The organism is Glycomyces harbinensis, assembly GCF_900101745.1.
In the GTDB taxonomy this organism is placed as follows: domain Bacteria; phylum Actinomycetota; class Actinomycetes; order Mycobacteriales; family Micromonosporaceae; genus Glycomyces; species Glycomyces harbinensis.
On record NZ_FNAD01000015.1, the window covers coordinates 105,383 to 119,590 of the forward strand.

Annotated in this window: 14 protein-coding genes; 8 read left to right on the top strand and 6 right to left on the bottom strand. The window is 72.5% G+C overall.

Annotated features, from left to right (window positions below; translation table 11 throughout):
* The first annotated feature begins 6 nt into the window (after positions 1-6).
* The 4 genes from BLQ63_RS28005 (at position 7) to BLQ63_RS21150 (ending at position 3,655) form a co-directional block, all read left to right on the top strand.
* A complete protein-coding gene (locus BLQ63_RS28005; protein ID WP_143015028.1) occupies positions 7-513 on the top strand; it encodes a hypothetical protein in 507 nt (168 codons plus the stop codon).
* A complete protein-coding gene (locus BLQ63_RS21140; protein ID WP_143015029.1) occupies positions 510-1,556 on the top strand; it encodes a peptidoglycan-binding domain-containing protein in 1,047 nt (348 codons plus the stop codon). Before BLQ63_RS28005 ends, BLQ63_RS21140 begins: the two co-directional genes overlap by 4 nt.
* A gap of 225 nt (positions 1,557-1,781) precedes the next feature.
* Positions 1,782-2,465 (top strand): ATP-binding cassette domain-containing protein, encoded by a 684-nt coding sequence (locus BLQ63_RS21145; RefSeq protein WP_091039568.1) that lies wholly within the window; start codon positions 1,782-1,784, stop codon positions 2,463-2,465.
* Positions 2,462-3,655 (top strand): ABC transporter permease, encoded by a 1,194-nt coding sequence (locus BLQ63_RS21150; protein ID WP_091039515.1) that lies wholly within the window; start codon positions 2,462-2,464, stop codon positions 3,653-3,655. The genes BLQ63_RS21145 and BLQ63_RS21150 overlap by 4 nt, the downstream gene beginning before the upstream one ends.
* Positions 3,656-3,668: 13 nt before the next feature.
* On the opposite strand, the gene BLQ63_RS21155 is transcribed toward BLQ63_RS21150, so the two are convergent.
* Positions 3,669-4,595 carry a LysR family transcriptional regulator gene (locus BLQ63_RS21155; RefSeq protein ID WP_091039516.1) on the bottom strand — a complete coding sequence of 309 codons (927 nt, stop codon included), beginning with the start codon at positions 4,593-4,595 and terminating at the stop codon, positions 3,669-3,671.
* A gap of 120 nt (positions 4,596-4,715) precedes the next feature.
* Here BLQ63_RS21155 and BLQ63_RS21160 point away from each other — a divergent pair, with 120 nt between their 5' ends.
* A complete protein-coding gene (locus tag BLQ63_RS21160; RefSeq protein WP_177155044.1) occupies positions 4,716-6,125 on the top strand; it encodes an MFS transporter in 1,410 nt (469 codons plus the stop codon).
* Positions 6,126-6,169: 44 nt separating this feature from the next.
* Here the strand turns inward: BLQ63_RS21160 and BLQ63_RS21165 are convergent, their stop codons facing one another.
* The gene (locus BLQ63_RS21165; RefSeq protein WP_091039518.1) at positions 6,170-7,981 is read right to left on the bottom strand and encodes a glycoside hydrolase family 15 protein; all 1,812 of its coding nucleotides are present in this window, start codon (positions 7,979-7,981) and stop codon (positions 6,170-6,172) included.
* Between the two features lie 216 nt (positions 7,982-8,197).
* Here BLQ63_RS21165 and BLQ63_RS21170 point away from each other — a divergent pair, with 216 nt between their 5' ends.
* Complete coding sequence (locus BLQ63_RS21170; protein WP_091039519.1) at positions 8,198-8,665, top strand: SRPBCC family protein; 468 nt, start codon at positions 8,198-8,200, stop codon at positions 8,663-8,665.
* Positions 8,666-8,698: 33 nt separating this feature from the next.
* Here BLQ63_RS21170 and BLQ63_RS21175 read toward each other — a convergent pair whose 3' ends face one another.
* From BLQ63_RS21175 to BLQ63_RS21190, 4 genes are all read right to left on the bottom strand, one after another.
* Positions 8,699-9,919: an RNA polymerase sigma factor gene (locus BLQ63_RS21175; RefSeq protein WP_218125395.1), complete on the bottom strand. Its 1,221-nt coding sequence runs from the start codon at positions 9,917-9,919 to the stop codon at positions 8,699-8,701.
* A complete protein-coding gene (locus tag BLQ63_RS21180; protein ID WP_091039520.1) occupies positions 9,919-10,311 on the bottom strand; it encodes a YciI family protein in 393 nt (130 codons plus the stop codon). Before BLQ63_RS21180 ends, BLQ63_RS21175 begins: the two co-directional genes overlap by 1 nt.
* Positions 10,312-10,405: 94 nt before the next feature.
* Positions 10,406-11,083, bottom strand: a complete 678-nt coding sequence (locus BLQ63_RS21185; RefSeq protein ID WP_091039521.1) for a response regulator — start codon at positions 11,081-11,083, stop codon at positions 10,406-10,408.
* Complete coding sequence (locus tag BLQ63_RS21190) at positions 11,080-12,258, bottom strand: sensor histidine kinase (protein WP_091039522.1); 1,179 nt, start codon at positions 12,256-12,258, stop codon at positions 11,080-11,082. The genes BLQ63_RS21185 and BLQ63_RS21190 overlap by 4 nt, the downstream gene beginning before the upstream one ends.
* Before the next feature lie 145 nt (positions 12,259-12,403).
* Between BLQ63_RS21190 and BLQ63_RS21195 the strand changes: the two genes are divergently transcribed.
* Both BLQ63_RS21195 and BLQ63_RS21200 read left to right on the top strand, forming a co-directional pair.
* The gene (locus tag BLQ63_RS21195) at positions 12,404-13,324 is read left to right on the top strand and encodes an ATP-binding cassette domain-containing protein (RefSeq protein WP_091039523.1); all 921 of its coding nucleotides are present in this window, start codon (positions 12,404-12,406) and stop codon (positions 13,322-13,324) included.
* A complete protein-coding gene (locus BLQ63_RS21200) occupies positions 13,321-14,118 on the top strand; it encodes a hypothetical protein (protein WP_091039524.1) in 798 nt (265 codons plus the stop codon). The genes BLQ63_RS21195 and BLQ63_RS21200 overlap by 4 nt, the downstream gene beginning before the upstream one ends.
* Positions 14,119-14,208 lie beyond the last annotated feature (90 nt).

Below are 14,208 nucleotides of genomic sequence, written 5' to 3' on the forward strand. Positions count from 1 at the left end.
CACGTGATGCGACAACACCTGACACCGATCCTCGCGGTGCTCGCCGCGGCCGCACTCCTGGGCGCCTGCTCCGACGACGGGGCGGACGACCAGGTCGCGACCGCCGGCGGGGACGCCACCGAGAGCGCCGCCGAGTCCACCGCGGCGAGCGACGACGCCCAGGCGCTCGCGTTCGCCGAGTGCATGCGCGAGAACGGCATCGACATGCCCGACCCGACCGCGGGCCTCGAGGGCCTGCTGGAGGCGGCCACCGCGTCCTCCTCCGGCCACACCGACGCCGAACTCACCGCCGCGATCAGCGCGTGCGAGTCCGAGCTGCCCGCCTTCGACGAGGTGGAGGGCGTCGACGTCGACGAGGAGGCCCTGCTCGCGCACACCGAATGCCTGCGGGAGCAGGGACTCGACATCTCCGACGACCTCGAGGACACCGCGCAGTACGAGGAGATGGACCCCGAACTCCTCGACGCGGCCTTCGCCGCCTGCGAGCACCTCCTCAACGGGACCGGCGGATGAGAAGGCTGCTCTGGCCGGCGATCGCGGTCGCCGCGATCCTCTCGGCGGGTGCGACGACCCTCGTCGTCCTCGACGCGCGCGGCGACACGGCCGAGGAGGAGCCCGAGGCCGACTTCCCCACGGCCGTCGTCGAACTCGGCGACATCACCGCCGTCGAGACCTGGAAGGGCACCCTCGACCACGGCACGCCCGCCACGATCGGCACGGCCGCCTCGGGCACCGTCACGCGCCTCCCCGCGGTCGGCGACGACCTCGCCGTCGGCGACACCGAGATCTATGTGGACGAACAGCCGGTCGTCCTCCTCGAGGGCGTCATCCCCATGTACCGCGACCTCGGCCCCGGCGACAAGGGCCGCGACGTCGAGCAGCTGGAGCGGGGCCTCGCCGACCTCGGGTACGACGGCTTCACCGTCGACCGCGAGTTCACCTGGTACACCGCCGAAGCCGTCCGCCGCTGGCAGCGCGACCTCAAGGTCGAGAAGACCGGCACCGTCGGGGCGGACGCCGTGGTCTTCGTCGCCGAGGGCGGCCGGGTCGACCGCCTCCACGTCGCCGTCGGCGACACCGTGGCCGCGGGCGACGCCGTCCTCGACCTCAGCGGCCCAGAGGTCTTCGCCAGCCTGGAGGTCGAGGTGAGCGACCTCGACCTGGTCGAGACCGGCACCGAGGTGCTGGTCCTCCCGGCCGACGGGACCACCGTCGCCGGGACGGTGGCGCGGCGGGAAGTGGTCGAAGCGGACGCCGAGGCCGAGGGCGAGGAGGCCGAACCGGTCGCGCGCATCGAGGTCGCGCTCGCAGAACCGGTGCCGGAGGAGCAGATCGGCTCTCCGGTGAGCGTGGAGGTGGTGGTCGAGCGGCGCGAGGACGTGCTGCTGGTGCCGGTCTCGGCGCTGCTGGCCCTCTCGGAGGGCGGCTTCGGACTACAGCTCGCAGGGCAGGACGCCATCGTCGTCGTGGAGACGGGGCTGTTCGCCGACGGGAAGGTCGAGATCACCGGAGAGGGCTTGACCGAGGGCACCGAGGTCGGGACGGCCGGCCGCTGAGCCGGCAGGTCGACCCGCGGACTGCCATGGGCCTGGCGCGGCGAAAGTTGGACACAGGCCGCGCCAGGCCACACCCAGAGAGGATGATTTCTCGTGGACGATCAGATTAACACCGCCGTGCAGGTGCGCACCGGCGACGAGAGGGCCGGTCCCGGGGCCGCGCGCCCGTCCGACCCGTCGGACGCATCGCCTTCACCGGAACCCGAACTCCCGCAGGACGATCCGGTGTCCGTGGTCGAGCTGGCCGGCGTCGACCGGACGTATCCGGGCAAACCCCCCGTGGCGGCCCTTCGGGGCGTCGACCTCGCCGTCCGGCCGGGCGAACTGCTCGCCGTGGTGGGCCCGTCCGGCTCCGGAAAGTCCACATTGCTCAACATCGCGGGCACCCTCGACCGCGCCGACGCGGGAACCGTCCGCATCGACGGCCGCGACCTCTCGGACTGCTCGGACCGCCAGCTCGCGTCGATCCGCGCCCACCGCATCGGCTTCGTCTTCCAACAGTTCTTCCTCGCACCCGGCGCCAGCGCGCTCGACAACGTGGCCGACGGACTTCTCTACACCGGCCGCCCCAAGCGCGAGCGCCGCGAGGCCGCCTCCCGGACGCTCGAACGCGTCGGGCTGGGCGACCGGGCACACCACAAGCCGGGCGAACTGTCCGGCGGCCAGCGCCAGCGGGTCGCGATCGCGCGGGCGCTCGTGGGCGATCCGGGACTGCTGCTGACGGACGAGCCGACGGGCGCGCTCGACAGCGCCACGGGCGAGGCGATCGTGGAGCTGCTGGTGGACCTGCACCGCGGCGGGACCGCGGTCATCGTCATCACGCACGACGCCCAGGTGGCGGCGGCGATGCCGCGGCGGGTCCTGATGCGGGACGGTCGGATCGAGTCGGACGAGGCGGTGCGGGGATGACGTTGGAGCCGTCGCGCCTGCGGGGCGCGGACCTGGTGGGTCTGGCGGTGGCCGGGATGCGGGCCCGGCCGCTGCGGGCCGTGCTGTCGGCGCTGGGCATCGCGGTGGGGATCGCCGCGATGGTGGTCGTGGTCGGGATCTCGGCGTCGAGCCGGGCGGAGGTCGAGGCGCAGCTGGAACTGCTGGGCACCAACCTGCTGACGGTGAGTCCGGGCCAGACGATCACCGGCGAGGAGGCGAGCCTGCCGCCCGAGAGCGTCGACATGGTGGCGCGGATCGGCCCGGTGGAGTCGGTGGGCGCGATCGGGGAGGTCGACGCGAACGTGTACCGGAGCGAGGCGATCGATCCGAACCTGAGCAACGGCATCACGGTGTACGCGACCACAGTGGACCTGTTGGGTACGGTCGGCGGCGAGGTGGCGGAGGGCCGGTTCCTGGACGAGGCGCTCGCGGCGTTCCCGACGACGGTGCTGGGGTCGACCACGGCCGAGCGGCTGGGGATCACGGTCGCGGACGGTTCGGTCGCGGTGCGGATCGGCGACGAGGACTTCACGGTGGTGGGCGTGCTCGAACCGGTGCCGCTGGTGCCGGAGCTGGACGCGGGCGCGCTGGTCGGCTGGCCGGTGGCCGAGGCGGAACTGGGCTTCGACGGTGCCCCGACGACGATCTTCGAGCGCTCGCCGGACGCGACGGTGGCGGCGGTGCGGGAGGTGCTGCCCGCGACGGCGAATCCGGAGGCGCCGCAGGAGACCGTCGTGTCGCGGCCGTCGGACGCGTTGGCCGCCAAGGCGGCGACGGACCGGACGCTGACGACGCTGCTGCTGAGCCTCGGCGGGGTGGCGCTCCTGGTCGGGGGGATCGGTGTGGCGAACACGATGGTGATCGCGGTGCTGGAGCGGCGCAGCGAGATCGGGTTGCGCCGTTCGCTGGGGGCGACGCGGGGGCACATCCGCGGTCAGTTCCTGGCGGAGTCGATGCTGCTGGCCGGTCTGGGCGGGGTCGGCGGGGCGGCGATCGGCGGCGCCGCGACGGCGGGGTTCGCGTTGTGGCAGGGCTGGCCGGTGTCGATCCCGTTGTGGGCCTTGGCGTTGTCGGCGGCGGCCACGATCGCGGTGGGGGCCGTGGCGGGCGTGTACCCGGCGTCGAAGGCGGCCCGGTACTCGCCGACGGTCGCGTTGAGCGCCTATTGAGGTCCGGCGGGGCTCAGCCGGCGACCGGCGCTAGAGCCGGAACCGCCGGTGCCTTGACGCGGGTCGCGGCGGCGACGCGGTCGGCGAAGGCGTCCACTGCCATGGTGGCTTCGCCCGCGCGCCATACGAGTCCGTAGCGGACCGGCGGGGCGTCGAGGATCTGGACGTAGGCCACGCCGGGCCGGGGCTGGTAGGCGGCGGTGTGCGCGGCGGTCAGCAGGGCGCCCTTGCCGCCGGCGACGAGCATCAGCGCCTCCTGGAGGCTCGTGATGCCCGGGCCGGCCGCGATCGGGAGGCCGCTCGGGGTCGCGCGGGGCGACTGGGTCTCGCGGCGGTAGTCCGGGACGTCGCCTTCGATGTGGAGGAGTCCGGTCTCGGCGAGGTCGTCCATGGTGAGCCAGGGCTTCGCGGCGAGCGGGTGGCCGGCGGCGACGGCGAGCATGCGGCCCTCGGTGAGGAGCGTCGCGCTCTTGGCGAGGTCGTCCTCGCGCACGGGCAGCTCCATGAGCTGGACGTCGTAATAGCGGTCGCGCAGCTGGGTGAACGGGTCGGTGAAGGACATCTCGCAGATCTCGACCGACAGCTCGGGGTGGGCGGCGCGGAGGTCGTCGACCGCCTTCATGGCGATCTCGCCGGTCAGGGACGCGGAGAAGCCGACGCGGAGGGTGCCGCCCATGCCCTGGGCCGCGGCGGCGGTCCTCGCCAGCGCCTGCTCGATCGCCCGGTGGTGGGGTTCGACGTCCTCGCGGAACCGCGCGCCGAGTTCGGTGAGCGCGACGGTGCGGCTGGTGCGCTCGAACAGGGGCGCGCCGAGGCGGCGTTCGAGGCGCTGGATCAGCTGGCTGACGCGGGCGCGGGAGAGCCGCATCCGCACCGCCGTGCGGCCGAAGTGCAGCTCCTCGGCCAGGATCAGGAAGCACTCGAGTTCGTCGCGTTCCACGGGGTCCTCCGTATCGGTAAGCCTGACTGAATGAACGTTGCGTTCTTCGCCGTTGTTCCCGCGCTCTCGCGGATCGATGATTTCAGGGCCAGAGAAACCGTCATCGGCCAAGGAGTACCCGTGAAAGCCCGTGAATGGGGTGTGCTGCTCGTCCTTTCAGGAGCGATCTTCCTGGAGGGCATCGACGTCGCCATGCTCAACATCGCCCTGCCCTCGATCCGCACCGACCTCGGCCTGTCCACCGGGTCGCTCCAGTGGGTCGTGAGCGCCTACGTCCTCGGCTACGGCGGCTTCATGCTGCTGGGCGGCCGGGCCGCCGACATCCTGGGGCGGCGCCGGGTGTTCCTGGCCGCGCTCCTGGTGTTCCTGCTGTTCTCCGGACTCGGCGGGTTCGCCGAGGACGGCGCGACGCTCATCGCGGCGCGGTTCGTCACCGGCCTCGCCGCCGCGTTCATGACCCCGGCCGGGCTGTCGATCATCACCACCGGGTTCGACGAGGGACCCAAGCGCGACCGGGCCCTGATGGTCTACGGCGCCATCGGCGCCGGCGGATTCACGCTCGGCATGGTCATCGGCGGGCTGCTCACCTCGCTCGACTGGCGGTGGGTGTTCTTCATGCCGGTGGGGCTGTCGCTGGTCATCCTGGTCGCCGCGGCCCTGCTCATCCCGAAGTCGCCGCGCCCGGTACGGGACGGGCGCCGGTTCGACCTGTTCGGCGGCCTCACGATCACCGCCGCGGTGGTGCTGCTCGTGCTCGGCGTCGAACGCGCCGCGCACGTCGCCGTCGGCTGGACCGTGGGCATCGTGGCCGTGAGCGTCGCGCTCATCGCGGTGTTCGTCGCGGTGGAGCGGCGCCATCCCGCGCCGCTGGTGCGTCTGGGGATCTTCCGGTCCGGTTCACTGGTGCGCGCCAACCTCATCGGGATGCTGTTCATGGCCGGGTTCTTCGGCTTCCAGTTCCTGGTGGTCCTGTACCTCCAGGAGCTGCGGGGCTGGTCGACCATCGAGGCGAGCCTGGCGATGCTGGTGATCGGCATCGACGTCGCGCTCGCCCCGACCGTGACGCCGAAGCTGGTGCGCCGCTTCGGCAACGCGCCGGTGCTCCTGGCCGGTCTCGTGTCCGCGGCACTGGGCTTCGCGCTGTTCCTTTCCGCCGGAATGGACTCCAGTTACGGGGAGCTGCTGCCGAGCCTGGTGCTCATGGGCCTGGCGTTCACGCTGGCGTACGGCCCGCTCACCATCATCGCCACCAACGGGATCGACGAAGCCGAGCAGGGACTGGCGGGCGGGCTGCTGTACACGTCGTTCCAGTTCGGCGCGGCGATCGGACTCGCGGGCGTCGCGGCCGTCAACGTCGCCGCCACCGGCTCCGACGCCCCGCAGGCGCTGCTCGACGGCTACCGGGCCGCGATGCTGGTGCCGATCGGCGCGGCGGTCGTCGCCGTGGTCGTCGGGGCGTTCAACCTGGGCCGCAAGAAGCACGACGCGGTCGAGAAGGAGGGGGAGCCGGTGCTCGCCGGCGTCGCCTGACCGACGCGGAGGCCCCGGACCGGTGCGGTCCGGGGCCCCGGTGCTCAGTCCTCGGACCGCGGCTTCACCGCGCGCGGCTCGGTCGCCGGGTGCGTGCCGCTCAGGTGGCGCGCCGAGTTCACCAGGCCCACATGGCTGTAGGCCTGCGGCGTGTTGCCGAGGTGCCGTCCGGTCGCCGGGTCGTACTCCTCGCTGAGGAGCCCGAGGTCGTTGCGGGTCTTGAGGAGCCGTTCGAACAGGTCCCGGGCCTCGGTCTCGCGGCCGATCCCGTGGAGGGCGTCCACGAGCCAGAACGTGCAGGCCAGGAACGTGCCCTCCTTGCCGGGCAGGCCGTCCACGCCGCTGTCGGCCTCGGGGTCGTAGCGCAGCACGTACCCGTCGCGGGTCAGTTCGCGCTGCACCGCCTCGACGGTGCCGACCACGCGCGGGTCCGACCACGGCAGGAAGCCCACCAGCGGCAGGAGCAGCAGGGCCGCGTCCAGGCCCTCCGAGCCGTAGAACTGGGTGAAGGTCCCGCGGGTCTTGTCGAAGCCCTTCTCGCACACGTCGTCGCGGATGCGGTCGCGCAGGTCCCGCCACTGGTCCACCGGCCCGTCGAGGCCGAAGCGCTCGACGGCCCGGACGGCGCGGTCGAACGCGGCCCAGGCCATGACCTTGGAGTGCACGAAGTGCCGCTGCTCGCCGCGGACCTCCCACAGGCTGTCGTCGGGGCGCTCCCAGTTGCGGGCGACGAAGTCCAGCAGGCCCCGCTGGAGCTCCCACGCGTCCTCGTCGGCCCTGCCGTCGGCCTCGCGCGCGAGGTGCAGCGCGTCGAGGGTCTCGCCCCAGACGTCGAGCTGGAACTGGCCGGTCGCGGCGTTCCCGATGCGCACCGGCGTCGAGCCCTCGTAGCCGGGGAGCCAGTCGAGGACGTTCTCGGGCAGCCAGTGCTGGCCGTCGACGCCGTACATGATCTGGAGGTCGCCCGGGTCGCCGGCGGCGGCGCGCAGCAGCCAGTGCCGCCAGGCCCGCGCCTCGTCGATGAAGCCGGTGCCGAGCATCGCCTGGAGCACGAACGAGGCGTCGCGGAGCCAGCAGAACCGGTAGTCCCAGTTGCGGACGCCGCCGAGCTCTTCGGGCAGGGACGTGGTCGCGGCCGCGAGGATGCCGCCGGTCGGCGCGTACGTCAGGGCCTTGAGGGTGATGACGGAGCGGCGCACGGCCTCGCTCCATTCGCCCTCGTAGCGCAGGCCGCCGATCCAGTCGGTCCAGAACGCCTCGGTGTCGTCGAGCGCCTCGCTGGCGTCGATCAGGGCCGGGCGGTCGTGGTGGGACGGCTGGTGGGTGAGCACGAACGCGACGCGTTCGCCTGCGGCGACGGTGAACTCGGCGCGCGCCGTGGCGTCCTCGACCTCGAGTGCGACGTCGGCCTCCAGCCAGGCCGCGTCGGGTCCGGCGATCGCGGAGAGGTGCCGGTCGTGGCAGCGGACCCACGGCGAGACGTTGCCGTAGCCGAACCGCAGGCGCATCTCGGTGCGCATGGCGACGCTGCCGCCGAGCCCTTCGACGACGCGCACGACGTCGGCGGCCTCGCCGCGCGGCGGCATAGCGTCGGTGACGCGGACGGCGCCTTCGGGCGTGTCCCATTCGGTTTCGAGGATGAGGGTGTCGCCGCGGTAGCGGCGGCGGGTGCACCGGCCGCCGGAGGCGGGCCCGAGGCGCCAGCTGCCGTGCCCGTCGTCGCCCAGCAGGGCGGCGAAGCAGGCCGGAGAGTCGAAGCGGGGCAGGCACAGCCAGTCGATGGAGCCGTCCGTGCCGACCAGCGCGGCGGTGTGCAGGTCGCCGATCATGCCGTAATCCTCGATGCGCAGGGCCACAGCCGCGCCCCCCTTCTTCGGCCCGCGGCGGTTCCGCGGGCTGCCGAGTCGTTCGTGCGCTTGGCGTACTGGCGCCATTGTCGCACCTGATCGGGCCTCGCCGCGGTCTTCGGCGGTCTCGATGGACGGGTGACCCGGACTCGTCGAGGTGTCGTTCCCGATCGAGCGGGTAGCCGAGGGGGGACAGACGATCAACGAGAGAAGGAGTTGAGTGCCTTGGGCACCATCACCGAATCAGTCGACGTCCAGGTTCCCGTCTCCACGGCGTACAACCAGTGGACGCAGTTCGAGACGTTCCCCTCGTTCATGGAGGGGGTCGAGGCCGTCACGCAGGTCGACGACACGCACATGCACTGGGTGACGAACATCGGCGGGGTCAGGCGCGAGTTCGACGCCTCGATCACCGAGCAGCACCCCGACGAGCGGGTGGCGTGGAAGTCCCTCAACGGGCCCACGCACGCCGGTGTGATCACCTTCCACCGGCTCGGCGACGAGGACACCCGGGTGACCGCTCAGATGGAGCTGGACCCGGACGGTTTCGCCGAGCAGGCCGCCGACAGGCTCGGGGTCCTCGACCGCCGGGTCAAGGGCGACATGAAGCGCTTCAAGGACTTCATCGAACGCCACGGCTACGAGACCGGCGGCTGGCGCGGCGACGTGCCGCCGCCGAGTCAGCTGGTCTAGGGGATCGGCCCGACCCGCAGGGGTCGGGCCGTCTCATTGCCCGAGGGCTTCGGCCCTGCGCGACAGGTACCGCTGCTCGGGCCTGCTCGTCGTCAGCCGCGATGCCTCCATATAGGACTTTCTCGCCGCGTCGCGGTCGCCCGCCTGCTCCTGCAGGTGGGCCCTGACGGCGTGCAGGCGGTGGTTCCCGGCGAGCCCGGGGTCCCGCAGCAGGGGGTCCAGGAGGCGCAGGGCCTCGTGCGGGCCTTCGGTCATCGCGACCGCGACGGCCCGGTTCATGGTCACCACCGGGCCCGGGGCGATCCGCTCCAGCATCAGGTAGAGCTCGGCGATCTGCGGCCAGTCGGTGTCGCCGTAGGCGGCCGCCTCGTCGTGCACCGCGGCGATCGCGGCCTGGAGCTGGAAGGACTCGACGGGTCCGGTCGGCAGCGCCCGCTCCAGCAGGGCGACGCCTTCGGCGATCATCGGACCGTTCCAGCGGGTGCGGTCCTGGTCGGCGAGGGGCACCAGTTCGCCCCGGGCGTCGACGCGGGCGGGCGCGCGGGCCTCGGTGAGCAGCATCAGCGCCAGCAGTCCGGTCGTCTCGGTGTCGCTGGGCAGGCGCCCGTGGAGTTCGCGCGTCAGCCGGACGGCCTCGCGGGTGAGCGAGACGTCGACCAGATCCGTTCCGCCGCTTCGGGTGTAGCCCTCGTTGAAGATCAGGTACAGCACCTGGCGCACGGAGCGGACGCGTTCGGGCAGGTCGCGCGCGCCCACGTCCCGCAGGCGCGCACCGGAACGCGCCAGCGTGGCCTTCGCCCGGCTGATGCGCTGGGCCATCGTCGCGACCGGCACCAGGAACGCGGCGGCGATCTGCTCGGTCGTCAGGCCGCCGACCGCCCGCAGCGTCAGCGCGACCTGCGAGCCCTCCGACAGCGCCGGGTGGCAGCAGAGCAGGAGCACGTGCAGCGAGTCGTCGTGGTCGACGGGGTGGTCGATCGGGGCGGCGGCCCGGTCCCCGGCTTCGGCGGCCTCGCGGGCGGTCCGGGCCCGCTCGCCGCGCCAGTTGTCGATGAGCCGGTTCGACGCGGCGCGGATCAGCCAGGCGCGCGGGTTCGCCGGGAGGCCGTCGCGCGGCCAGTGGACGGCCGCGGCGGTCACCGCCTCCTGGGCGGCGTCCTCGCAGGCGTCGAAGTCGCCGTAGCGGCGGACCAGCGCCCCGAGGACGTGCGCGGCCTCGCGCCGCCACACGCCCTCGAGGTCGCCGCCGCCCACTAGCCCTCCTCGCCGCCGGGCCACATCGCCGGCCGCAGCTCGATCGTCTCGCCCGGTCCGGAGAAGACCCGCGCGATCTCGCGGGCGCGCTCGGGCCCGGCGACGTCGATGAGGAAGAACCCGGCCAGGTGCTCCTTGAACTCCGAGTACGGGCCGTCGGTCGCCAGCGGTTCGCCGTCCTTCCAGCGGTAGAGCGTGGAGGTGGTCGGGTCGGCCAGCGCCTCGCCGTGGACGAGTTCGCCGTTCTCGCTCAGCTCGGTGAGCAGCGCCTCGAACTCGCGGTTCAGCCGCTCGCGCTCGGCGGCCGGGAGGGCCTGGTTCTCGGGGATGAAGTCCCCGGTCGGGTGGCCCCACGGCTGCGGGTTGGAGTGGATGAGGATGACGTACTTCATGTCGGTCTCCTGTGTTCTGCGCCGGCGTCTCCGGCGTTCGGATGGGACGACGGAGCCGCCTCGCGGTTCTCGACATCCTCCCGCGAAGTTTTTTCTACGGAAGCTGGTCGCCGGGTTTGACCAGGCCGGCCTGGTAGGCGATCACCACGAGTTGGGCCCGGTCGCGGGCGCCGAGCTTGGTCATCGCCCGGTTGACGTGGGTCTTCGCGGTCAGCGGCGAGAGGTAGAGCTTGGCGGCGATGTCGTCGTTCGACAATCCGTGCGCGGCGAGGGCGAGCACTTCGCGTTCGCGCTCGGTGAGGGCCTGGAGCGGTTCGGGGGTCGGCAGCGGGCCGGGTTCGGCCTGGGAGAGGAAGCGGGCGATCATGCCCCGGGTCGCGGCGGGCGACAAGAGCGCCTCGCCCGAGGCGACGACCTTGATGGCGCGCACGAGGTCGTCGGGTTCGACGCCCTTGCCGAGGAAGCCGCTGGCGCCGGCCCTCAACGCGAGGACCACGTTGTCGTCGTTCTCGAAGGTGGTGAGCACCAGGATGCGCACCCCGGCGAGGTCCTCGTCAGCGGCGATCCGCTTGGTGGCCTCGATGCCGTCGACCTCGGGCATGCGGATGTCCATCAGCACGACGTCGGCGCGTTCGGAGCGGGCGAGCGCGACCGCCTCGCGGCCGTTGACGGCCTCGCCGACGATCAAGAGGTCGGGGTCGGAGCCGATGATCAGCGAGAATCCGGCGCGGATGAGCGCCTGGTCGTCGGCGAGCAGGACGCGAATGGTCACGGGGTCTCCTCCATGGTGGCCGGCAGCGCCGCGTGCACGGCGAACCTGCCGTCGGGTTCGACGCCCGCGGTGACGGTGCCTCCGGCCGCGGCGGCGCGCTCCCGCATGCCTACCAGGCCGTAGCCGGTGCCCCTGCCCGGGGCGGCGACGGCGTTGCGCACGTCGATGCGGACGGCGCCGGTGTCGTAGGCGACCGTGAGCTGGGCTTTCCCGGTGCCGTGCTTGTGGGCGTTGGTGAGCGACTCCTGGATGATGCGGTACGCGGCGAGGTCGACCACCGCGGGCAGGTCGCGGGCGTCGCCCTCCTGCCGGTGCTCGACCTGGAGTCCGGCGGCGGCGAAGGTGTCGAGGAGTTCGGCGAGCTTGGCGAGGCCGCGGGTCGGCTCGGTCGAGGGGCCGAGTTCGTCGGGGCCGCGCAGGACCCCGACGACGGCGCCCATCTCCTTGAGCACGGTGTCGGCGGCGCGGCGGATGTGGGCGAGCGCGGGTTCGACGGCCTCGGGCTTGGTCTTGAGGACGTGCGCGGCGGCGCCGGCCTGCACGTTGATGACCGCGATGTGGTGGGCGACGACGTCGTGCAGTTCGCGGGCAATGCGCAGCCGCTCCTCGGCGACCTGGCGGCGGGCCTCCTCCTCGCGGGTCTCCTCCGCGTGGCGGGCGCGGTCCTCGACCTCGGAGATGTAGGCGCGGCGGCTGCGGGTGGCGTCGGCGACCGCCACGAAGGCGGTCGACCAGGCGGCGGCGCCGAGGTTGGACGGGGCGGCCCAGCCGCCGGCGGTGAGCAGGCCGGTCGCGACGTACACGGCCGCGATGCAGCCGCCGGCCACGAGCCACGCGCGGCGCCGGTTGGTGCGCCGCGCGAACGTGTAGGCCACCGCCATCCAGGCGATGATGAGGAGCGGGTGGCGGTCCCCGGTGGCGGCGATGATGCCGATCGAGACCGCGGTGGCGAGGAGGAGGAGCCGTTCGGGCGAGCGCCTGCGGAACGCGATGACGAACCAGGCGGTGGCGCCCGCGAGGACGTGCGACGCGGTCGAGTCGGCGACGGGGACCGGCGGTCCGTGCCGGCCGTTGAAGTAGGCGAGGAAGAACAGCCCGACGAACGCGGTCGCGAAGACCGCGTCGACGATCGTCGGGTGCGATCGCACCCATCCGCGGACGGTCCCCAAAGCCATGCGAACGATCGTACGCGCGAACGGGTTCCCAGGTCATCGTCTATGCGCGGTACTGGGGGACCGACGGTGTACCGCGGATGCGGTAGACGCGCGGCCCGCGATCGGACGACGACGACGACGGGTCGCGGTCGCGAGGATTGACCGCATGATCGAAGTACACGAACTCACCAAGCGCTACGGCGACAAGACCGCCGTCGACGGGCTCACGTTCACCGTGAAGCCGGGCGTCGTGACCGGGTTCCTCGGCCCGAACGGCTCCGGGAAGTCCACGACCATGCGGATGCTCCTGGGCCTGGACGCGCCGACCTCCGGCACGGCGACCGTGAACGGCCGCCCGTACGCCGAGCACCCCGACCCGATGTTCCAGGCCGGCGCCCTGCTCGACGCGAAGGCCGTCCACACCGGACGGACCGCCTACCACCACCTGCTGGCCCTGGCCGCGACCACGGGCGTGCCGAAGTCGCGCGTCGGCGAGGTCATCGACCTCGTCGGCCTGCACGAGGTGGCCCGCAAGCGGGTCGGCGGCTTCTCCCTCGGCATGGGCCAGCGGCTCGGCATCGCCTCGGCGCTGCTGGCCGACCCCGAGGTGGTCGTCCTGGACGAGCCCACCAACGGACTCGACCCCGAAGGCGTGCTGTGGATCCGCAACCTCATGCGGGACCTGGCGTCCCGCGGCCGGACCGTGTTCGTCTCCTCGCACCTGATGAGCGAGATGGCGCTGACCGCCGAGCACCTGATCGTGATCGGCAAGGGCCGCTTGATCGCCGACGTCTCGGTGAGCGGGTTCATCGAGAGCGCCTCGAACGAGTCCATCCGGGTGCGCTCGCCGCACGCCAACGAGCTGCACGACCTCGTCGCCGGGCCCGGGACGACCGTGCTCAGCGTCGACCGGGGCCTGTTCGAGGTCACGGGCCTGTCCGCCGAGGAGATCGGCGACCGGGCCGCGGCCGCCGGCATCGCGCTGCACGAACTCACCGTCATCCGTCCGTCCCTTGAGGAGGCCTTCATGGAGCTCACCAGGGACGCCGTCGAATACCAGTCCGCCACGATCGGAGAAGCCCGATGACCGCCGCCGCCCTCTCACTCCCCCGCAAGCGGGTCAGCCTGCCGCGGGTCGTCAAGAGCGAATGGATCAAGTTCTGGACCGTCCGCTCGACCGTCATCACCCTGGGCGTCGCCGTGCTGCTGCTCGTCGGCTTCGGGCTGCTCGCCTCGTCGCTGTACGGCACGCCCTCCCAGGGCGGCCCTCCCGGCAATGAGCCGACCGATCCGGTGGGCGCCAGCCTGACCGGGACGAACTTCGCGCAGCTGGCGTTCGGCACGCTCGGCGTGCTGCTCATGGCCGGCGAGTACAGCACCGGGATGATCCGGTCCTCGATGACGGCCGTCCCGAAGCGCCTTCCCGTGCTGTGGGCCAAGGTCGCCGTGTTCACCACCGTGGTCTTCGCGGTCGCGCTGGCCGCCTCGGCCGCCGCGTTCACGTTCGGCCAGATGCTCATCGAGGACGGCGCGTCCTGGTCCGACCCCGGCGCGGCCCGCGCGGTGATCGGCACCGCGGTCGTCATGGCCGGCGTCGGCCTGCTCGGCATGGGGCTCGGTGCGCTCATGCGCTCCACGCCCGGCGCGATCACCACCCTGTTCGGCGTCATGTTCCTGCTCGCCATGGTCGCCGCGCTGCTCATCCCCGACAGCTGGGGCGACGTCGTGCAGTACCTGCCCTCCAACGCGGCCGACGCGTTCACGGCCGTGGAGCAGGGCGAGGGGATGCTCTCGCCGGGGGCCGGACTGGCGGTCTTCACCGGTTACATCGTCGCCGTCCTCGGCGCCGCCGCCTGGCGCGTCAAGCGCTCCGACGTGTGACCCGCGGAAGACGCGAGGGCCCGGACCGATCGGTCCGGGCCTTCGCCGCACCGCAGTATGCTGCGTCCAGGCGTACGACACCTTTCGAAA